Below are 20,581 nucleotides of genomic sequence, written 5' to 3'. Positions count from 1 at the left end.
GCCCCACCCTAGGCGACGAGCAGCACGAACCCGGCCGATGCTCACGCCGGCGCCGTGCCCCGGACGGCCCAGGCCCGGGCGGTGAGCCGGACCGACCCGTCCGGCGCCACGGGCAGGCGGGCCGCCAGCAGGTTGCGCAGGCGGGCGCGGTCCGGCGCCGCCAGGGACGCGACGTACGTCGGGGCGGGGCCCTGACCGCCGAGGAACGGGGTCCAGTAGTCGTCGACGTCTGCGAACACCGTGGGCACGTCGACGGGCCGGACCGCCACCGCCGTCAGCCCCGCGTCGGTCCACATCCCGCGCAGGGAGTCCGGGTCGCACACCGCGAACCGGCGGCCCTCGTCCCGTTCGGCCACGGCGGGGTCGAGCAGGGCGGCGGCGTCCCAGAAGTGACGCAGCAGCGCCATGCCCCCGGCGTAGTCCCAGACGTAGGCGGCGACCACCCCGCCCGGTCGGGTGACCCGGGCGAACTCGGCGACGGCGCGCGCCGGCTCGGGCACGAAGTTGACCGCCAGGCCGCTGACGACGACGTCGACGCAGCGGTCGGGCAGCGGCAGCGCCCGGGCGTCGCCGACCTGGAAGGCCGCCCGCGCGTCGCGGACCGCCGCGCGGGCGTACGCCACGAAGCCTGGCGAGCTGTCGACGGCCGCGACGTGCGTCGGGTCGGCCAGCGCCAGCACGGTCGACGTGAGCGCGCCCGTGCCGCAGCCCACGTCCAGCCAGCGCCGGCCCGGCGGCACGGCCAGCCAGTGCAGGAACTCCCTCGCGACGGGGCGGCTCCACCGGCCCACGTACGCCTCGTAGGCCTTGCCGTCCGCCCAGACCGGGTGCGCCATGGGGAGACGATACGACGCACGCGGTGTGGCGGGCCGGCGGCAGGCCAGGGCCGGTGGGGCCGGTACGCAGCGGTCCGACTCGATCCGTCAGACTCGGTCGTATCCCCGCCGGCCCCGACAGCTCCCGAGCGCACCCCGCACCCCTCGTCCGATGGTTGGAGCGCATGTCCCACACCCTCCTCGTCTGGTTGGTCGGCGGCGCCCTGCTGGTGGGCGCGGGCTTCGCGACGACCCTGCTGCCCCGGTTGCGGGCGCGGGGGCGGGAGCAGCGCACCGCCTGGTCCTCCGCGCGGGCGGCCATCGACAGCGCGGCCGTCAGCCGGGACGCGGCGACGAGCCGGGTGCCGGAGGCCGAGCGGTTGCTGGCCCGCGCCGAGGCGATCGCCGCCGGGCGCGGCGGGGCTTCCGCCGCGCACGCGGCGGCGCGACACGCGAGGGAGGCCGACCGGCTGTGGCGCACGCACCAGTGACACTCCGCAGGCACCACCGGTACGAGCTGCTGCGGTGGTCGCTGCTCGGCGTCGCCGTGGTGGTCCTGGTGGTCTTCCTGCTCGCCCAGCGGCAGAGCGTCGACGTCAGCTACGGCCGGTCGCCGGCCGCCACGGCGAAGATCGACGAGGGCTCGGCCGGTGAGCTGAGCGACGCGAGCGTGCCCTCCGTGGACGAGATGACCGCGCTGGTGGCCGCCGAGCCGGTGGTGCGGCTCCCCGGCTCGACGGCGCGCTGGAACGAGCAGCGGGTCCGCGAGGCCGCCGGCGACCGCCCCGTCCGGATCCTGGTCGCGCCGCCCGGGCTCGACAAGGACGAGCGTGACCGGGTGCGGGACGTGGAGAACGCGACCATCCGGGTGATCGGCACCGAGGTCAGCGGCGGCATCTATCAGGCCGTGGCCGACACGCTGCCCGACTGGCGGGCGCAGTTCGCCACCGCCGACGTGACGAACCTGCTGGTGGGGCTGATCGCCGCGCTGCGGGACACGCCCGAGCCGCCCGAGCACGACGAGCTGAGGTGGCGTAACCCGACCGACCGGGAGCTGGCCGCCGTCGCCGCCGACCTGCGGGCCACCGGCCTGCACCTCGGGGCCGGGGCCACGCTGACCGGCGTTCCCGACAAGGCCGCGCGCACCGCCTTCCCGGACGGCGCCCGGTACGTGGCGCTGCCCGCGCAGCCGTTCGGTGAGCCGGTGCCCCGGTACGGGCCGGCGCTGGCCGAGCTGTTCCCGGGCACGCCGATCGTCGTGATGTACGGGCTCTGGATCGAGTACCACGGGCCGGCGGCCGACGACTTCGCGGAGCTGGCCGGGGCGAGTTTCTACGGCCAGTTCGCCGACCGGCTGAGCCGCTACGACTACCCGCAGGGCAACGTGCTGACGGCATACCTGAACCGGGTCACCGACCTGCGCTACTCGGGGCTGTTCGACCGGCCGCTGCCGTACCGGCCGATCGACCCGCTGCGGGTGGCGCTGCCGGCCCTGCCGTGGATCTTCGCGGGCTGCGTGGGGACGTTCCTGATCCTCTCGGTCCGGTCGTTGCGCCGGCCGGACGGGCTCGGGATCCGGCGGGGCGACCCGGGGCGGGGCGGCACTCCCGCGCGGTTGGCGGGCCTCACCGCGCTCGCCGTCGAGATGTCCCTGCTCACCGACGCGCGCAGCAACCCGGCGCTGACCCGGGGCGTCGTGAAGCTCCAGGCGGCCCGCGCCGCGCTGGACGAGGAGCTGCCGGACCGTCACGCGCGTACGTTGCTCAACGAGGCGTCCGAGGAGCTGGACGACGCCGCCCGGACGCTGGGGATCGCCAGCTACCGCCCGGCCCTCTACCTCCGGGGCAGGTTGTCGTGAACCCGTCCGTACGACGTCGGCTCGGTGACCTGTTCGGCACGCCCTTCGGCATCGCCGTCCTGGCCTGCCTGGTGCTGGCCGGCTGGGCGTTGTGGACCGGCGGGGCGCTGGACGGTCCGGTCGCCCGGCAGGTGCGTACCTCGTCCGTGTACGTCGCACCGGGCGTCGAGCTGGACCGTGCGGCGGCCGAACGGGTCATCGGCAACCGCCGGCTGGTCGTGCTGATGCTGGAGCCGGGCGCGGACCTCAGGCAGGGCTGCCGCCAGGTTGAGCGCGCCGCCGACGGGACCGTCGTGCTGGTGATGAGCCGCGACTCCGACGAGTACGACACCTACGGCTGCGCGCTGCTGCCCGGGCGCGACGACGGGAACTTCGGCCGGGCGTTCGTGGCGGAGATGACCATCAGCCGGGGCGTCGACACCTTCGCCGACCGCCCCCTGGAGGCGCTGAAGGTCGTCACCGTCAACTACGACCTGCTGGTGAAGGCCGGCACCGTCCCCGACGGCGCGCGGACGATCAGCCCGTCGCTGCCCCGCTTCCTGCTCGCCGGCGCCGCGATCGTGGCCGTCGTCGCCGGGGCCACGGTGCTCTACGTCGGTGGCCGCCGCGCGGGCCGGCTCGCGGACGCCCGTCGCCGCCGCCGAGACGAGAACGCCGACGCCCGCGGCGCGCTCGGCGCCGCCGCGGCCGTGCTGGCCCAGCAGATCATCGACCTCGACCAGCGGTACGCCCGGGCGCGGCGCGAGGCCTACGTCAGCGGCGCCGAGGAGTCGTTCGGCAGGAGGTACCTGGCGCTGACGTCGGACTACGCCGCGCTGCTCGATCGCGTCGCGGCCGTGGACGCGGACGACGAGGACGCCGTACGCCGACTCGTCGATCGCGTCGACGCGCTGAGCGGGCGCGCGTCGGCGCTCAGCGGGTCGGCGGCCGGGGACGGGACAGGTCCGAAGGCCGCCCGGGGCGCCGGCACGCCGCGCTCCGGCGACTGACGAGGGCCACGAACCGCGTCGACGACGACCGCCGGCCTGATCGGTTGAGACCGTGCCGTTCACTGCGGCGCCGACCGTACGGCGGCACCGGGTTCCTCCTGGCCGCGGAAGCGACGGCGGTGCTCGGCCGGGGTGACGCCGGCGACCCGCAGGAAGGCGCGGCGCATCGTCTCGGCCGAGCCGAAGCCGCAGGCGCGGGCGATGGACGCGACGCCGGCGTTCCCCGTCTCCAGCAGCGCGCGCGCCGCGTGCACCCGCATCCGTTCGACGTACCGGGCCGGAGTGGTGCCGGTGCCGCGACGGAACAGCCGGGTCAGGTGGCGCTCACTGACCGCGGCGCGGGCCGCCATCGCGGCGAGGCTGTGATCGGCCGACGGTTCCGCCACGACCGCGTCGAGCACCCGGCGCAGGACCGGTTCACGCGGCGCGGGCCCGGCGCCCGGGGCGTCGAACTGTGCCTGGCCACCGGGCCGCTGGAGGAACACGACCAGATGTTTGGCGACGGTCCGCGCCCGGTCGACGCCGAGGTCCTCGGCCACGAGGGCGAGCGCGAGGTCGATGCCCGCGGTCACCCCGGCCGAGGTGGCGACCGGGCCGTCCCGGACACAGATGGCGTCGGGTTGCACCGCCACGCGCGGAAACCGTGCCGCCAGCTCGGCGCAGGCCGCCCAGTGGGTGGTGGCCCGCCGCCCCTCCAGCAGGCCCGCCTCGGCCAGCACCAGCGCCCCGGTGCAGACCGAGGCGACCCGCCGGGCCGCCAGGCCGATCCGCCGCACCTGCTCGACGACGGCGACGGGTGGGCGGTGGCCGGCCTTCGTGCCGTAGCCCGCGACCATCAGCGTGTCGACGGGGGTACGGACCTCCGGCAGCGCCAGGTCGACCCCCAGGGGCACGCCGACGTCGGTGTGCACCGGTCTCCCGTCGGGCGACGCGAGCCGCGTCCGGTAGCCGCCGGAGCCGTTCAGGACCTGGACCGGTCCCGCCACGTCCAGGAGGACCGCGCCGTCCCACACCACGAGGACGATCTCGTGCCCGTTCTCTGCCGCCACACTCTGTAGGTCCGCCGTAACGGCCGGCTGGTTCCCGCGGGCGACCCCCTTCGGCACGTACGGAGCGGGATGCGGCACCGGACCCGCCGATACGGACCGGGGCCCCTCGCATCCGGACCTGCCTCGCGGCCTGCGGAACCAGGGCGGCGGCGTGACCGACCACCGGGACATGCGGAAGCTCAGCTCGACCGACAGGAGGCGATCGATGTTCAGCATGGACGTGCACCGGCGGACGGTGTTGCGGGCGGCGGTGGCCGGCGGGGCCGGCGTCGGCCTGGCCGCCACCGGCCTGGGCGACCCGGCCCGGGCGGGGCGGCCCACCGACCCGGACGGGCCCGCCCGGGGCCCCCGCATCGCGATCCTGCTCTTCGACGGGATCGCCCCGATCGACGCGATCGGCCCGTACGAGGTGCTGTCCCGGATCCCGGGCGCCTCCGTGGTGACCGTCGGCAAGCGGACCGGCCCGGTCCGGACGGACAACGGCGTGCTCACCCTCGGGGTGGACCGCACGCTCAGCCAGGTGCGCCGGGCCGACGTGCTGCTGGTGCCCGGAGGGAACATCCGCGGCGTCCAGACCGACCCCGACACGATCCGCTGGATCCAACGCATCCACCGGCACACGACGTGGACCGTCTCGGTCTGCACCGGCGCCCTCGTCCTGGGCACGGCCGGCCTGCTGCGCGGGCTGCGGGCGACGACGTACTGGAGCCTGCGGGACCAGCTCGCCCAGTACGGCGCGACGTTCGTCCCGGGCCGCTACGTCGAGGCGGGCCGGACCATGACCGCCGCCGGCATGTCCGCCGGGATCGACATGTCCCTGCACCTCGCCGCGAGGATCGCCGGCGAACGGATCGCGCAGGCGCTCCAACTGGTCGTCGAATACGACCCCGATCCGCCGTTCGACACGGGCAGCCCCGAGAAGGCCGGCCCGGAACTGATGCGCCTGGCGCTGGAGTTGCTGGGGCAGCCCGCTCCCCGCTGACGGCAGCGCGAGCGTGGTCCGTACCCGTCGGTCCGGGGCGTCGATGGCGCCGCCCCGGGTCGACGCACCGCCTCCTGCTCGCAGCCGCGGCGGTCGTGCCGGGCGACGGCGCTGCACGCCGGCTCGCCGCTTCCCTTCAGTTGCTTCGGTCCGGCCGGTGATCCTAGACGGGGCCGTCCTCCCGATGCCGCCCACTCGACAGCGACGAGTAGTAGGTCGGGACAGGGGGGCGCCGCTGGTAGTCGTCCGCCAGGATCGCGACGAGAGGGGGAATGGCAGGCCGCATGACCTCGATGGCCAGATTCGACAGGTCCTTGATCGGCTGGATGGCGATCTCCCTCCAGCGGCCACGTTGCCTGGCGACGAGTTGGCCGACGATGTCCTTGAACGCCTTCGCGTCATCGCCCTGCCACACGGCGAGTCCGACGCGCATCGCGGCGAAGACCTCGGCGATCTCGCGGGCGTCCGTCAGATTTCGTTCGTAGATGGTGAAGAGCCGCGGGAACTCGAGGAACAGCTTCGGGTGTTGCGCCACCACCGGGGCGATGCGCACCGCCGCCTCGGTGCTGTTCAACCAGAGTGCGGTCTGGGCCAGCCTCCGTACGTCCTCGTAGTCGAGGCGACCGCCGTGGCGGACCAGGTACTCCACGAAGAGGTTCCCCGTCTCCGGCGAGGCTGACGAGGCTGCCGCCTCCATGATGGCCTCGTGGTCGCCGGACCGCTCGTCACGGTGCACCAGGGACGAGAGGATCTTCATGCACACGTCGCCGACCTCGTCACCCCAGTGGGCGAGGCGACGCCCGTGCAGGGCCGTGGCGCCGAGCAGGAGCTGCAACTCCCTCTGTGGTTCTCCGGCAAGCCGAGCCTCGTACGGTTGAATGAGCAGTCTGTCTATCGGCGCGCGCCGTTTGAAGATGGATGGCACCTCGTCGGTGACGGACAGGTCGATGCTGGAAAGCAGCATCGACCATCCGTTGTCGTCGAGCCCGGCATGAATGAAGCGGACGGTGCTCCGCCACCAGGTGAGCGGGTCGTCCCCCTCGGGCGCGAGTTCCGCGAGCGGGACAGGCCCGTCGCAGAGCTCGGTCAACAGCGTGAGCAGGTTGCCGAGGTATGCGGCGACCCGGCCGAGCAGGTACTGCCTCGACGGGTTGTAGCCCTCGAAACGGCCCACTCCTTCCCGTTCCTGGCTGAACCGGACGAGAGCTTTCAACTCCGTGACGATCGCCTGCTGTCGAGCCGTCGGCGCGGCCTCGAAGAGTTCCCGCAGGAACGGCATGATGGCGCCGCCGACCGACAGTTGCTGGTGGGACAGCAGCGCGAAGAGTTGGTCGTCGGTCCACTCCTGGCCGACCGGCAGACGACGACGCGCGTCGGCGAGACCTTTCAGCTGTTCGAGTACGTGATAGGCGATCAGGTATTCGCCGAACGTGGCGTGCAGGAACTCGTAGCTGCTCGCGGAGACCAGACCACCACTGACGTCGGCGGCGTGGATGAAGAAGAACCTGGCGATCGTACGGATCGCGGGGTCCAGCGGTTGGGCCAGACGCTTCCGGTGGCTACCCTGCACCGCGCCGGCACGCAACATCGGAGCCAGGTCGCTGTTGAGGTCCTGGCCGGTGACGGATTGTTGGCCGCGATTGAACATCGCGAAGGCCGCGATGCCGAGCTGCCAGAGTTCGTGATCCGCGCGCGCCGCGATCTCCTCGTCCTCGGAGAGGAGATCGGTGGCCGCCCCGGGCGTCTTCGCGACCTCACGCGCGATGTAGCCGTTGAGCAGCCACTGATACAACTGGCCCTGCGTGACCTGACCATCGCCGCCGGTCGGCGGATCCTCCGTGGCGCCGAAGACGGCCAGCATGAGCAGCAGGAGCGGCTGACGCGCGAGTTCGCCCATCGCCCAGACGCTGTCCACCGCGAGCGGCTTCACAGTTCCGTTCGCGATCGGCGCCTCGTTGACCTTGTTCCACATGTCGACCCAGAAGTCGACCTGATCCCGATCGAAGTCTTCGAGTTTGACGACCAGGGAACCCACCGGAATGTTCGCGATGTCGGCCACGACGGTGCGCGACGTCACCACCACCGAAACGGGCGAACCGATGCCGGCCTCCTTCTCCTGGAACTCCCGCACCTCGTGCAGGAATCCCGACTCGGTCGTCCGGGTGGCCTGCATCAACTCGTCCAGACCGTCGAGGATGACCACTCTCGTGACCTCGTGGCTGGCCTCGGACAGGTCCCGCCATCGCACGCCGAGGTGCGTGTCGTCGTCGAGGAAGTCCTGGATCTGTTGGTAGATCTTCGCTGCGGGGTTCCGCACCTGGCGCAACGGCACGCGGACCGTGGTGAAGTGCTCGGGCGGCAGCCGAGCCGCCATGATCTTGGTCAGGAGAGACTTCCCCGCACCCGGGTGACCCAGGATGACCAGTGGAAACTCGGCGCTGCGCGCGGACGTGAAGTACGCAGCCAGGAAGTGGTCCAGGCGGTGCCCGTGCGCCTGATGCCCCCACCACTCCTCGTCCCAGGCGCGGGAACGACCGCTCATCACCGCCCACTGGAAGCGTGGGTTGACGTAGCCGGTCTCGGCGTCCGGCATGCTGAGGCCGGACTCCAGGTCGATCTTCGTGACCTGCGCGAGCGGCTCGGACAACAGCTGCCGGTTGCGCTTCGCCATGATCGTCCGGCTACGTTCGGTCGGAAGGTCCCGCATCCCGGACAGGGCGGCGAGGAGTTGCTCCATCAGCGAGAGGGAACGCTGCTGGAATTCCTCGGAACGCCGACGGGCCGACTCCCGGGCCACCGTGGCGGATTCGAACTGGTCGAGTAGTGCCCACATGCCGAACTCCGGCACCTCGGCCGCCAGCCGCCGGTAGTCGTTCCGGTAACGCGTGATGGCCTTGCCCACGATGACCGACGACAGCGCTCCCCCGTGGTGGGCGTCGTGGAGCCCGACCTCGATCTGCCCCCAGGCGGCAAGACCGCGGAAGAACCGCAGGCAGCGCCCCGCCAGGTTGTCGTAGAACGGAGCCACCGAAGCTCGGAGGTTCGCTTCGAACCCGCAGGCGACCCACGGCATCGACACCTGCACGTTCAGCAGGCAGGAAACCACGCTCTCGTGGTCGCCGGCGACGCTTCCGGACGTCAGTTGCTGTTTCTCGGCCTCCGTCAGCCCGAGCCGTGCGTATTCTCCGCCCACCGCCTCGTTGAGAGCGGCGAAGAACGCGCCGGTGACCACGGCGGTGTGTGCCGCCGCGATGAGTTCGTGTCGCTCGCGGCCCCTGGCACCCAGGCACCGGTCGCGTACGCGGTCGACGGCCGAGGTGATCTGGCTGACCAGTTCGTTCTTCTGATCGATCCAACCCCACCCGGCCCTGATCGCCGGCACAGCAAGACCGACAGCCCCGCTGCCCAGGGCCGCCAACCCGAGCAGGGCACTCAATCTGCTGCTCCACTCGGAGTCACGCTGGCCGAGGATCCGACGCGCGGTGTCGAAGGACATTGACGAACTGCTCATCGAAATCCTCTCCGCCGCGTACGCGCCGAGGTCGGTGGCCCCCGCCGGGGGTGAAGCAGAGCCCACCGTAGTCGGCCGTCTCGTGACAGAAAAAGGATCGGACAGTCGGCTATCCGCCAGTTCCGTTACGTCTCCTGGAGCGTGATCGCCAACCTGTCCGGGCGACTACCGGGCGATGAGCAGCAGCAGTGCCCGCCCACCCAGCGCGTACGTGGTGGAGGCACCACCGATCAGGGCCTCGCTGCCGGGGCTGGCCACCTGGTTGGGCCCCTCGGCCCAGGTCGAGGTGTCGGTGACCCGGTACCACTGCTTGCCCGGGGGCGGGGCGGGCAGGGTGAATGTCACGTTGCCGGACCAGCCGTTGTAGGCGACGTAGAGACCCGAGTCGCCGAACTCGCTGCCGTCGATGCGCCAGGCCAACGCGTGGTTGTTCGCGTTGCCCCAGTACGCACCGTCCGGTGCCGTGCCCGCCGGGGTGAACCATTCGAGCTGGCCCAGTCCGTTGCCGTTGGTGTCGGCGGCGGTGTAGAAGTTCGTTGGTCGCAGGGCGGGATGTGCCTTGCGGAAGGCGAGCAGCCGGCTGGTGAAGGCGGCGAAGGTCGTCTGGTCGGCGTCCGGGGTCCAGTCCAACCAGTTCGCGCTGGAGTCCAGGTTGTAGGGGTTGTTGTTGCAGTTGGTGGTGCGCAGGTACTCGTCGCCACCGGTCATCATCGGGGTGCCCGCCGACAGCATGAGGAACGCGTGACCGTTGCGGGCCGCCCGGCGTTGGTCGGCGGCCACGCCGCCCTGGTCCCAGGAGATGTTGTCGTCGGATCCGCCATCGGACGGACCGTACGGCCATGGTTGGTTGTTGTTCTTGCTGTTGCAGGCGTAGAGGTCCCGCAGCGTGAACCCGTCGTGGGCGACCACGAAGTTGACCGAGTTCCAGGGGCGCCTGCCGTCGTCGCCGTAGAGGTCGGACGAGCCGGCGAACCGGTCGGCGAGGCTGGCCGGTGTGACCGCGTCGACGCCCAACTTGTTCTGGTCGCGGCGCAGGGTGTCGCGGTAGATGCCGTTCCATTCCGACCAGCCGGTCGGGAAGTTGCCGACCTGGTAGCTGTTGCCGCCGATGGCCCACGGTTCGGCGATCCAGTCGACACCGGACCCACCGCCGGCCGGGCGCGCGGGCATCTCGGCGACCAGGCGGTTCAGGGCGGTGCCGGAATTGGTCCGGCTGTAGTTGAAGCAGCCGTGCTGGCAGGTGTTGCCCAGCACGGACGCCAGGTCGAACCGGAAGCCGTCGACGCCGAGCGTGTCCTTCCAGTAGGCGACGGAGTCGACGATGAGGTTCTGCGCGGCGGGGTTGAAGGTGTTGTAGTTGCCGCCGACGCCGGTGTTGTCCCAGGGGCTCTGCCGGTCGCCGGTCAGCGAGTAGTAGGTGGAGTTGTCCAGGCCGCGCCAGGAGAACAGGTTGTAGGTGTTCTTGTCGCCCTGCGGCCCCTCCTCGCCGGTGTGGTTGTAGACGACGTCCACGAGCACCTTGATCCCGGCGTCGTGGAACGCCTTCACCATGGCCTTGAACTCGGCGGTGGGACCGCCGGGGGACTTGTCGTAGGCGTAGCGCCGGTCGGGGGCGAAGTAGTTGAGCGTCATGTAACCCCAGTAGTTGTCGCCGGCGGTGCTGGTGGGGTCGACGTCGTGGGTGTCGTTCTGCGTCTCCTGGAGGGGCAGGAACTCCACCGCCGTCACACCCAGCGACGCGAGGTAGGGGGCCTTGAGCCCGGCGCCCCGGTAGGTGCCACGGTACGCCGACGCGATCGTGGGATCGTTCCTGGTCAGACCGCGCACGTGCACCTCGTACACGATGTCGTCCTTGAACGCCCGGGTGGGTTTGGTGCCGAATCCGCCGGCCGTCGGCGTGAGGACGATGCCCTTGGGGGCGAACGTGCCGGTGTCGACCGCGCGGTTGGCCCCGCTGCGGTAGCCGGCCACGTCGGGACGGCTCGGGGTCTGCGGGTCGTGGCTGATCTCCCGCGCGTACGGGTCGATCAGCAGCTTGTTGGGGTTGAACCGGTTGCCGGCGGCGTCGACGTCGGAGACGAATCCCGCCGTCGACCCCTTCGTCCAGCCGGCGTGCCACGGCCAGTTCGGCCCCCAGGCGCGGTAGCCGTAGTAGACCGTGCCGGTGATACCGAGGCGGTTCAACTCGGCGACGCTGACCGTCTTGGCGAAGATGCCGCCGGTGCCGGTCAGCACGTAGCTGACCCGTTCCTGCGCACCGGTGGCGGCACTGTAGAGGTAGAGCGCGATCCGGGTGGCCGTCGCCGAGCGGACGCGGAAGGTGATCTCGCTGGCGGCCCCGTTGTAGCGCGCGCCGAGCGCCTCCCCGTCGATCGTGGCCTGGGCCGCCGGTGCGGTGACCAGGCCCGAGGACAGTACGCCGGTCAGGCCGACCAGCATCGCGACGAGCAGGGCGAGACGTCGTGGTGCGGGTCGGGTGGTCGTCCTCGGCTCCGTGGCCATGGTCGGCGGCTTGGAGCGCGACTGGGGATTCATGCGAAAGACCTCCTCGCGGGGGCGGGGGTGTGGGGCGAGGAGGTCGGCAGCGGGCCCGTCCACCGACCATCGATCGATGCAAGTCCTTGCAATGTTTCCAGGACGCTACCATCCAGGAACATCAAAGTGAACGGGCTCGATGCCCGACGCGAGAGGGCGCCACGGCCGAAGCGGGCGGGTGACGTGCCGTGCCCGTCCGGAAAGTGTTGCAGAGCCAGCAAGAAGTCGGCGCCCTGAGGGCGCCCGACTTCGTGTCGATCGCCGACTGATGCACGGCAGACGTCCGCCAACTGACCCATGACACCTCAGCGCACTGATTGCGGCCACGGGGCGCTGCGGGTGGGCGGGGTGTGCCGCGTGGCTGGGTGCGGTGATCCAGCACTTCAGGATCACGCGGCATGCCGTCCGGTTGCCGGAGCGCTCAGCGGGCGGGCGCCGGCTCGCGGGATCGGACCGCGCCGGGTCAGCCGAATGACCGCTCCCGAGGGGCCGATGTAAAGTTTTCTAGACACAAAGTCAAAGATTTGCTACCTTGCTGATGTCAAAGATTGCAGACATCCGGAGGGCTTGTCATGACGCACGAAGAGAAACGCGCGTGGATCAGGCTGGTCGTCGCCGTGCTCGGCTACTCCGCCTACGTGGCCCTCGTCGTCAGCCGCACCGATGGCCGCTCGCTGCCCGACGTGCCGTACGCGAGCACCCTGTTGTGGACGGTCGGCGCGAGCATCGTCGCGTCGATCGTGGCGGAGATCGGCATGGCCGTCGTGAATCCGCGCGCGCCCCGCGCCAAGGACGTGCGGGACCGCGAGATCGGGCGGCTCGGCGACCACGTCGGCCAGTCGTTCGTCGTCATCGGCGCGGTCGCTGCGATGCTCATGGCCCTGGCGGACTGGGACCGGTTCTGGATCGCCAACGCCATCTACCTGTGCTTCGTGCTGTCGGCGATCCTCGGCGGCATCACCAAGGTCATCGTGTACCGCAGGAGCTTCCCGCAGTGGTGAAGCCGACGCAGGTCACCAACTGCATCCGCGCGCTGCGCTTCGCGCACGGCGAGATGACCCAGGCCGAGCTCGCCGAGCGCATCGGCGTGACCCGGCAGACCCTCCTCGCCATCGAGCAGGGCCGCTATTCGCCATCCCTGGAAATGGCCTTCCGGATCGCCCGGGTGTTCGGCGTTCCGCTCGACGACGTGTTCCAGTACCCCGACTCCCCCGAGGAGAAGTCATGAAGGCGATCGTCCGCGACGTGTACGGCCCGGCCGACGTGCTCGAGCTTCGCGAGGTCGACAAACCCTCGATCGGAGACGACGAGGTACTCATCGAGGTACGCGCCGCTGGCCTGGACCCAGGCGTGTGGATCTTCATGACCGGTCGGCCCATGGCGGTGCGGCTCGCGGCCGGGCTGCGCCGGCCCAAGGTCGCGGTGCTCGGTCGGGCCGTCGCCGGTGTGGTGGTGGCGGTCGGCGCCGGCGTGACCCGCCTGCGCGCTGGCGACGAGGTGTACGGCACCTGTCAGAGCGGCTCTTTCGCCCAGTACGCGACAGCGCGGCAGCACCGGGTGGCACCCAAGCCGGCCAACCTCACCTTCGAGCAGGCGGCGGCGATGCCCATCTCCGCGGTGACCGCGCTACAGAGCATCCGCGACGCACGCGTGCAGCCCGGACAGCGGGTGCTGATCATTGGCGCGGCCGGAGGCGTCGGGGCGTTCGCCGTCCAGCTGGTCAAGGTGTACGGGGCAGGCGTGACCGGCGTCTGCAGCACCTCGAAGATCGAGCTGGTGCGTTCCATCGGTGCTGAGGACGTCATCGACTACACCCGGCACGAGATCGACCGTGGCGGCGCACGATACGACATCATCATCGACACCGCCGGCAACCGGCCGTTGTCGCTGCTCCGGCGCGCCACCACGCCGCGCGGGACGATCGCCCTCGTCGGTGGCGGCCACGCCACAGGCTGGCTGCTCGGCGGCTTCCAACGCCAGATGGCCGCGCCGCTTCTCTCACTGTCCGGCAGTCAGCGAGTGCACGGCGTGACCGCTGGGGAGCGCTACGAAGATCTCGAGGAACTGACCACCCTCGTCGAGGCGGGCTCGGTCACCCCGGTCATCGACCGCACCTACGCTCTCGCCGACGCGCCCGACGCGATGCGCTACCTCGCCCAGGGCCATCCCGCGGGGAAGATCGTCGTCACGGTGTAGCCCCAGCCGGCAGCCGGCAGACCCCGCGACCGCGAATCCCACCAGCCCAACCGATGGCCGCGCAGATCGCCGGCCGTGCCGGCTCGCGCTGCTGCGGACTCGGTGCGGACCGAAGGCGCTGGTCCCGACCTTGACGTAGTTCGTCCGGGCCATCGCCATTTTGCCTGAGCAGGGCGTTTGCGTGGTGGGGCGGGCGGGACTCGAACCCGCGACCGAGGGATTATGAGTCCCCTGCTCTAACCGGCTGAGCTACCGCCCCAATACCGCGCCGGATCCTATCCCGCCCGGTGGATCACCGGCCAGCACGAAACGGCGCCGTCGCTCATCGGCGTCGCCGGCGCAGCAGCACGATGGGCAACGCGAGGATAACAGTGAGCAGCCATCCCACGGCGATGACGCCCCACAGCCAGCCCTCGTCGCTCTCGGCGGTCTCGGTGATGAACATGCCGAGGGTCAGCAGCGCGTTCGCGCCGCCGATCGCCAGCGCGGCGAGGCCGCTGACGACCATCAGCGGGATCTCCCACCAGGAGCGCTTCACCGGTTCCCGCCGTGCGGAGCCGGCTGCCGCGGCCCGGGGCTGCGGGATGCGTGCCGGGTCGCGGGCCGGCATGACCACCTGCCGGTCGGCCGGCACCTGGGAGTCGATCACCCGGATCGCGCCGGGGTGCAGGTCGAACATGGTCGGTTCGATCCGCATCGAGATGGCGTCCTCGCCGATGAGCTGCCGGGCGCCGTCGGGCCAGGCGAGCATGACGGCGCATTCGGCGTACCTCACCGTGAGCGGGCCGCCGTGGCCGAGCCAGCTCACGCCGTCCACGCCGACGTGCAGCTCGCCGTCGCCTTCCTTCTCCTGGTAGGGGGTGCCGGCGACCGTGTCGGCCGAGCGGGTGGGCGCCGCGGCGAAGCCGGCCCAGTCGGCCCGGTGCCCCTCGGGCACCATCAGCAGCGCCCCGTCCAGCGCCTCGCGGGCCACCTCGTGCACGTCGTCGGTGCTGACGGCCTTCAGCTCGGCCCGGTGCTCGTCGACCGTGAGGTTGCGCTCCCCGGTGAGCACGTTGAAGGCGTACGACGGCAGCCGCGCCGCGTCCACCTCGGCGGTGCCGAGGAAGTCCTCCCGCTTCGCCACGACGGCGTCGAGGTCGGCCTGTTCGATCCGGCCGACCCGGAGCTTGGCGAGCGTGTCGACGAAGCCGCCGAGCACGGCGTCCTGCTTCTCCGGCAGCGCGTCGGCCAGCGCCCGCAGCGTCGCGTGGCCGTCGCCGCGCGGCTCGTAGCCCGCCGTCGTCTGGTAGGAGAGCCCGCCGTCCTGGCGCAGCGCCCGGTACAGCTCGCGCTCCAGCACCCCGGCGAAGACGCTCGCGGCGGTCCGGCGCCGCACGACGGCGTCCAGCACCACCGCCCGCGACCCGCCGACGAAGTACGCGGGCGTCTGCGGCAGCGCCGACGACGCCGCCGGCACCGGCTGCCGTACGCCCGGGGGCAGCGTCAGGCGCAGCCCGGCGGGAACGGCCTTCCCGGCGATCCAGAGCACCGCGTTCTCCCGGGTGAACCAGCGGGCCGCCCACTGCCGCAGGTCGTCGGCGGTGAGCGCGGAGAGCCCCCACTCCGGGTAGCTGGTGATGCCGAAGTCGCGGGCGCCGTGCCGCCACAGGGGGATGTCGTCGACGGCGGCCGTGCCCCGGCTGCTGTGCTCGGTGCGCAGGATCTCCTTCTCCACGTCCAGCCGGCCGGTCGGCAGCTCGGTCAGGTTGGCGCAGACCGAGGTGAGGAAGGTGGCGATGTCCTGCGCGGAGCCCTGCATGTGGAACGTGGTGAACACCGGCGCGGTGGCGCCGTTGACGTGGTAGTCGGCCAGCCCGAGGGGGGCCAGGGCGAGGTGTTCCAGCAGGTGGGTGATGCCGCTGCGGGCGAGCGTCTCGTCGGCGGTGCCGACCCGGAAGGTCAGCCCGGCGCGCATCGGCCCGCCGGTGGGGGCGAGCAGCGTGGGCACCCCGTCCACCTCCAGTTCCTGGATCATGACTGCCCACCCTTCGCGTACGCCTTTTCGCGGAACCGCTGGAACTGCCTGACCGCGTCGCCGTCGACGTAGCCGAACATCGCCTCGTCGCCGAGCGGCCCCATGGCCGCGAACTGCTGGGCCGCCGCCGGGTATTCGTCCATCAGGCAGAAGGCCATCGCGAAGACGCTGCGCACCCAGACCCAGCCCCAGCCGTTGCGGAACTCGGGGTGCCAGACCGACCGCTGCGCCGCCTGGTGGATCTCGCGCTGCACGTGCCCGCCGCGCAGGTGGGCGCTCGCCTCGCGCAGGTTGTCGTGGTCGAGCGCCTCCTCCAGGTGGGCCTCGACCACCAGCACCGCGTTCGGGGCGCCGGGCGGGGCGGCGTCGGCGCACTCCCGGGCGAAGCCGTGTGCCCGCTCCCAGGTGCCGCTCCACTTCGGGCAGAACTGTTGCAGCAGCGAGGCCTGGGCCGGCAGGTGGTGCGGGTGGTGCTTGGCGAGCTGGTCGTAGCGGCGGCGGGCCTCCGCCTGGCCGAGCTCCAGTCCGCGCGCGTTGGTGATCCGCTGCGTCCACGCCGCCGCGTCGTCCGGGTGGCGGGCGGTGACGTCGATGAGCACCTGCTCGGCGCGCCGCAGGTGGGCGTGGAACTGGGCGAACTGCTCCCGGCTGACGTGCTGGGCGCGGTAGGACGAACGGATCCGCCAGCCGGCCCGGATCAGATGGGCCCCGAGCAGGGCGCCGGCGAGCGCGTCGTCGGGCCGCTGGGCCAGCACCCCCCGGAGGAACTCCTCGATGTCCGCGGTCTCGCCGGCCTCGCCCACGAGGAAGGTCCGGCCGTGCGGGTCCTGCCCGTCGACGAGCGCGCGCAGGGCGGGCCAGTCGCGCGCCGCGAGGGCCGCGCGCACCTGACCGACCTGGGGGTACGCCGCCGCGGCGTCGAAGTCGGGCGGCGCAAGGGGTGCGGGCATGGCGAGGAGCATAAGTGATCATCAACGGGGCGTGACCCTCCGTTCAGCCGGTACGCAGCTCCGACAGGACGGCCCCGGCGGCCCGCCAGCCGCTGGCGAGGGCGCCCTGGATGGAGGGGCTGTCGCGGTGGTCCCCGGCCACGAAGATGCCCTCCCCCAGCGCCACCGGCTTGCGCAACCGCCCCTGCGGCGGGGGCGCGGCGGGCAGCGCGTCGGGAACCGACACCGTGGTCAGGTGGGTCCAGTCCGCCGTGGACCGGCCGTAGAGCCGGGTGAGTTCGGCCCGTACCGTCGGCTCGGGCGGGGCCGACGGGCCGACCACGGAGGTGGCGACCAGGTGCCGACCGTCCGGCGCGTACGTGGGCGCGGCCCTGCTGACCACCACCGTGTTGGCGACGATCTCCCGCCGGTCCCCGTCGACGAGCAGGATCGGCTCGTCGAGCGGCGGCTCCCGCGTGCTGTGGTAGTAGGTCGTGTAGCTGTGGGTGCGTACCGCCGGCAGGCCCGGCAGCAGCGTGGCCGCCGCCGGCGGGTCCACGGCGACCACGACGGCGCGGCAGCGCAGGTCGCCGGCCTGGGTGCGGACCCGGCCGGGCGCGACCTCGGCGACCGGGGTGTCCAGGTCGATCAGCTCCGCCGGGAGCGGGTCGGCGACGGCGCGGGGCAGCGCGGCCATCCCCTCGGCGGGCAGGCCGATCCGGCCCCGGGCGAAGGAGCGCAGCACCATCGCCAGCACGTGGCTGGAGGTCTCCAGCTCCCGGTCGATGAGGACCCCGGACAGGAACGGCCGCAGCAGTTCCTCGATGATCGCGTCGGAGAGCCCGGCGCGGCGCAGCGCGGCCTCGGTGGTGGTCTCCGGGGCGGCGAGCAGCCGTTCCTTCGGCAGGGTGGCGCAGCCCGTGGCGAGCGCGGCGAACCGCAGCCGGTCGAGCAGGGAGCCCACGCCGGCCAGCGCGGTGCCGGGCGCGCCGGTGGGTTCGCGCAGCGGGTTCACCAGGCGGGCCAGCCGGTCGCCCCTGCGCACCAGCACGCCGGCCGTGAAGTGTCCGAGGCGCAGCCGGCCGACGTCGAGCAGGGCGCCGAGCCGCGGGTACGCGGTGTTGAGCACCTGAAAGCCCCGGTCCAGCAGGTAACCGTCGACCGCGTGGGTGGCGACCCGGCCGCCGAGCCGCCCGCCGGCCTCCAGCAGCCGCCACGGCACGCCCGCGCGGTGCAGTCGCCGGGCCGCGGCGAGCCCGGCCAGGCCGCCGCCGACCACGATCACGTCGGTCTCCGCGAGCATCTCGGACCTCCCGCTCTCCGTCCGTCCGGGACAGCCGCCCGGCCACCCACCCCACGAATCGACGCACCAATCGACGCAGCGGGAGTCTAGGTCGACATCGACCATCCTGCCGGGCGAGCGGCCCGGAGGTGGGCGAAACAGGTCGTCCCGCACCCGCCGGGCACGGCCACCGCCACGCCGGACACGGGCGGCGGGCGGCGGGCACGGCGACACGGCGGCGGCATGACGGCGCGGTGGCGGCGGCCCGGTGGCGCGGTGCCGACAGCGACGGTGGTGGCACCGGCGGCGGGAACGGCGAACGCCCGCCGGCGTGGCCGACGGGCGTTCGGTGTGTGAAGCTCCCCCGTTTGGACTCGAACCAAAAACCTGCCGGTTAACAGCCGGCTGCTCTGCCAATTGAGCTACGGGGGACCGTTGCGTCGTCCGGCGCCGATCTCGCTGCGCCGTGCGACGGGGACAAGAGTACAGGATTCCGGGGGGTGTTGGTCCAGGGGGTTACCCCATGGATCGGCACCCAGACGACACGACAATAAACCCGGACAAATCGTCATCCCGGCACAAGGAGGTATGAGCGGAGAGCAGGATGGGTAGTTAGCTGCAGACAGAGAAGGCAGGCGCGATTTGGTCGCCTCCGGCGGGGTAACCGTCGGTCGACGGCGCGTCAGGTACGGAAGGAGCCGCCATGCGCGGAAAGATGATGTTCCTTGGCGGGCTGGCTGCGGGATTCGTCCTGGGCGCCCGTGCCGGTCGGGAGAAGTACGAGGAGCTGGTGATCCGGGGCCGCAAGGTGCTCGACCACCCGACCGTCCAGGAGGCGGCCGGTGTCGCGCAGGCCCAGGCGACCCGCCTCTACAGCGAGGGCAAGGACAAGCTCGGCCAGTCGAAGCTGGGCGAGAAGCTGAGCACCAACGGGCACAAGCAGGAGCTGACCGCCGCCGACGACGCGTTCGCCGGCACGCCGGCCACGGCCGGCGCGAAGAGCTCCACCGGGTCGTCGAGCACGACCTCGACCCCCGGGTCGACGTCGACCACCGCCACGCCCCGTAGCAAGCCGTCCAGCTCGGGCACCAACGGCAGCACCCTCTGATCGCACCTTCGAACGGGCCGGTCACCTTCGGGCGACCGGCCCGTTCGTGTGCGGGCTCCCGACGCCGGCCCGCTCGGATGCGACCCGGGCCGGTCAGTCCTTGCTGGTGAACGCGGCGTCGAAGGCCGCCGCCGGGGCGTCGAAGGCGAGCCGGCGGACGAACTGCAACGCCTCGGGGGCGCCGACGAGGCGGTCCATCCCGGCGTCCTCCCACTCGATCGAGATCGGACCGGCGTAGCCGATCGCGTTCAGCGCCCGGAAGCAGTCCTCCCAGGGCACGTCGCCGTGCCCGGTGGAGACGAAGTCCCAGCCGCGCCGCATGTCCGCCCACGGCAGGTGCGAGGCGAGCCGGCCCCGCCGCCCGTCCCCGGTGCGCACCTTCGCGTCCTTGCAGTCGACGTGGTAGATCCGGTCGGCGAAGTCGAAGATGAAGTTCACCGGGTCCAGCTCCTGCCAGACGAAGTGCGACGGGTCCCAGTTCAGCCCGAACGCGGGCCGGTGCCCGACCGCCTCCAGCGTCCGCTTCGTCGTCCAGTAGTCGTACGCGATCTCGCTCGGGTGCACCTCGTGGGCGAAGCGCACGCCCGTCTCGTCGAAGACGTCCAGGATCGGGTTCCACCGGTCGGCGAAGTCCTGGTAGCCACGCTCGATCATCGACGGCGGCACCGGCGGGAACATCGCCAGCGTGTGCCAGATCGACGAGCCGGTGAAACCGACGACGGTGTCCACCCCCAGCTTCGCCGCCGCCCGGGCGGTGTCCTTGATCTCCTCGGCGGCGCGGCGGCGTACCCCCTCGGGTTCGCCGTCGCCCCAGATCCGGGCGGGCAGGATGCCCTGGTGCCGCTCGTCGATCGGGTGGTCGCAGACGGCCTGGCCGACCAGGTGGTTGGAGATCGCGTAGACCTTCAGGTTGTGCTTCGCCAGCGTCTCGCGCTTCCGCTCGACGTACGACTCGTCCGAGAGCGCCTTGTCGACCTCGAAGTGGTCGCCCCAGCAGGCGATCTCCAGCCCGTCGTAGCCCCACTCGGAGGCGAGGCGGCAGACCTCGTCGAACGGAAGATCGGCCCACTGGCCGGTGAAGAGCGTGATGGGTCGCGCCATGGTGCTTCTCCCCTGTGCTGATGGGGGATTCCGTGGGTGCGTGACCGGGGCGAGGTGACCGGCCGGGCCGGTGCGGCGGCGGGCCACGGCGGGACACCGGTGGGTGCGCGTGCGCACCTGGACCCGGCCGGGTTGCGCCTCCCGCCGGTCACCGGCAACCGCCACGGTCGCCGCCACCACTCTAGAACCGCCGGGCCCACCACGAAAGC

At 72.0% G+C, this 20,581-nt stretch carries 16 protein-coding genes and 2 tRNA genes; 8 read left to right on the top strand and 10 right to left on the bottom strand.

The features are described 5' to 3' along the window. Positions 1-41 precede the first annotated feature (41 nt). Positions 42-836, bottom strand: a complete 795-nt coding sequence (locus tag AB0883_RS15310) for a class I SAM-dependent methyltransferase (protein WP_366641804.1) — start codon at positions 834-836, stop codon at positions 42-44. A gap of 164 nt (positions 837-1,000) precedes the next feature. Between AB0883_RS15310 and AB0883_RS15305 the strand changes: the two genes are divergently transcribed. Genes AB0883_RS15305 through AB0883_RS15295 form a run of 3 tightly spaced genes read left to right on the top strand, consistent with a single transcriptional unit; the run spans position 1,001 to position 3,662 of the window. Continuing rightward, a complete protein-coding gene (locus tag AB0883_RS15305) occupies positions 1,001-1,306 on the top strand; it encodes a DUF6403 family protein (protein WP_366641803.1) in 306 nt (101 codons plus the stop codon). After that, on the top strand, positions 1,303-2,673 hold the full coding sequence (locus tag AB0883_RS15300) for a hypothetical protein (protein WP_366641802.1): 1,371 nt from the start codon (positions 1,303-1,305) through the stop codon (positions 2,671-2,673). Before AB0883_RS15305 ends, AB0883_RS15300 begins: the two co-directional genes overlap by 4 nt. Further along, positions 2,670-3,662 carry a hypothetical protein gene (locus AB0883_RS15295; RefSeq protein WP_366641801.1) on the top strand — a complete coding sequence of 331 codons (993 nt, stop codon included), beginning with the start codon at positions 2,670-2,672 and terminating at the stop codon, positions 3,660-3,662. The genes AB0883_RS15300 and AB0883_RS15295 overlap by 4 nt, the downstream gene beginning before the upstream one ends. A 59-nt stretch (positions 3,663-3,721) precedes the next feature. Here AB0883_RS15295 and AB0883_RS15290 read toward each other — a convergent pair whose 3' ends face one another. Beyond that, positions 3,722-4,711, bottom strand: coding sequence for a DJ-1/PfpI family protein (locus tag AB0883_RS15290; RefSeq protein ID WP_366641800.1), 990 nt, complete (start codon positions 4,709-4,711; stop codon positions 3,722-3,724). A 205-nt stretch (positions 4,712-4,916) separates the two neighbouring features. Here AB0883_RS15290 and AB0883_RS15285 point away from each other — a divergent pair, with 205 nt between their 5' ends. After that, positions 4,917-5,693 carry a DJ-1/PfpI family protein gene (locus AB0883_RS15285; RefSeq protein WP_366641799.1) on the top strand — a complete coding sequence of 259 codons (777 nt, stop codon included), beginning with the start codon at positions 4,917-4,919 and terminating at the stop codon, positions 5,691-5,693. A 163-nt stretch (positions 5,694-5,856) separates the two neighbouring features. On the opposite strand, the gene AB0883_RS15280 is transcribed toward AB0883_RS15285, so the two are convergent. After that, positions 5,857-9,189: an ATP-binding protein gene (locus AB0883_RS15280; RefSeq protein ID WP_366641797.1), complete on the bottom strand. Its 3,333-nt coding sequence runs from the start codon at positions 9,187-9,189 to the stop codon at positions 5,857-5,859. 180 nt (positions 9,190-9,369) lie between these two features. Continuing rightward, a complete protein-coding gene (locus AB0883_RS15275) occupies positions 9,370-11,739 on the bottom strand; it encodes an isoamylase (RefSeq protein WP_366641796.1) in 2,370 nt (789 codons plus the stop codon). 572 nt (positions 11,740-12,311) lie between these two features. Here AB0883_RS15275 and AB0883_RS15270 point away from each other — a divergent pair. Genes AB0883_RS15270 through AB0883_RS15260 form a run of 3 tightly spaced genes read left to right on the top strand, consistent with a single transcriptional unit; the run spans position 12,312 to position 13,935 of the window. Further along, entirely contained in the window at positions 12,312-12,740 is a 429-nt protein-coding gene (locus AB0883_RS15270; protein ID WP_366641795.1) for a hypothetical protein, read from the top strand. Beyond that, the gene (locus tag AB0883_RS15265) at positions 12,734-12,967 is read left to right on the top strand and encodes a helix-turn-helix transcriptional regulator (protein WP_121398094.1); all 234 of its coding nucleotides are present in this window, start codon (positions 12,734-12,736) and stop codon (positions 12,965-12,967) included. Before AB0883_RS15270 ends, AB0883_RS15265 begins: the two co-directional genes overlap by 7 nt. Beyond that, the gene (locus tag AB0883_RS15260; RefSeq protein WP_366641794.1) at positions 12,964-13,935 is read left to right on the top strand and encodes an NAD(P)-dependent alcohol dehydrogenase; all 972 of its coding nucleotides are present in this window, start codon (positions 12,964-12,966) and stop codon (positions 13,933-13,935) included. The genes AB0883_RS15265 and AB0883_RS15260 overlap by 4 nt, the downstream gene beginning before the upstream one ends. A 182-nt stretch (positions 13,936-14,117) precedes the next feature. Here the strand turns inward: AB0883_RS15260 and AB0883_RS15255 are convergent. The 5 genes from AB0883_RS15255 to AB0883_RS15235 form a co-directional block, all read right to left on the bottom strand. Further along, positions 14,118-14,194: transfer RNA gene (locus tag AB0883_RS15255), tRNA-Ile, on the bottom strand. Between the two features lie 63 nt (positions 14,195-14,257). Next, complete coding sequence (locus tag AB0883_RS15250; RefSeq protein ID WP_366641793.1) at positions 14,258-15,952, bottom strand: insulinase family protein; 1,695 nt, start codon at positions 15,950-15,952, stop codon at positions 14,258-14,260. Then, entirely contained in the window at positions 15,949-16,902 is a 954-nt protein-coding gene (locus AB0883_RS15245) for a hypothetical protein (protein WP_366641792.1), read from the bottom strand. The genes AB0883_RS15250 and AB0883_RS15245 overlap by 4 nt, the downstream gene beginning before the upstream one ends. A 43-nt stretch (positions 16,903-16,945) precedes the next feature. Continuing rightward, positions 16,946-18,184, bottom strand: coding sequence for an NAD(P)/FAD-dependent oxidoreductase (locus tag AB0883_RS15240; RefSeq protein ID WP_366641791.1), 1,239 nt, complete (start codon positions 18,182-18,184; stop codon positions 16,946-16,948). 338 nt (positions 18,185-18,522) lie between these two features. Continuing rightward, positions 18,523-18,595: transfer RNA gene (locus AB0883_RS15235), tRNA-Asn, on the bottom strand. A gap of 271 nt (positions 18,596-18,866) precedes the next feature. Here AB0883_RS15235 and AB0883_RS15230 point away from each other — a divergent pair. After that, positions 18,867-19,271, top strand: a complete 405-nt coding sequence (locus AB0883_RS15230; RefSeq protein WP_366641790.1) for a hypothetical protein — start codon at positions 18,867-18,869, stop codon at positions 19,269-19,271. 93 nt (positions 19,272-19,364) lie between these two features. On the opposite strand, the gene AB0883_RS15225 is transcribed toward AB0883_RS15230, so the two are convergent. Continuing rightward, the gene (locus AB0883_RS15225) at positions 19,365-20,372 is read right to left on the bottom strand and encodes a sugar phosphate isomerase/epimerase family protein (protein WP_366641789.1); all 1,008 of its coding nucleotides are present in this window, start codon (positions 20,370-20,372) and stop codon (positions 19,365-19,367) included. Positions 20,373-20,581: the final 209 nt, after the last annotated feature.

It is taken from the genome of Micromonospora sp. NPDC047812, assembly GCF_040704175.1.
GTDB lineage: Bacteria > Actinomycetota > Actinomycetes > Mycobacteriales > Micromonosporaceae > Micromonospora.
Note: the sequence above shows the minus strand (reverse complement) of the source record. Positions and strands in the feature narration are given on the sequence as shown.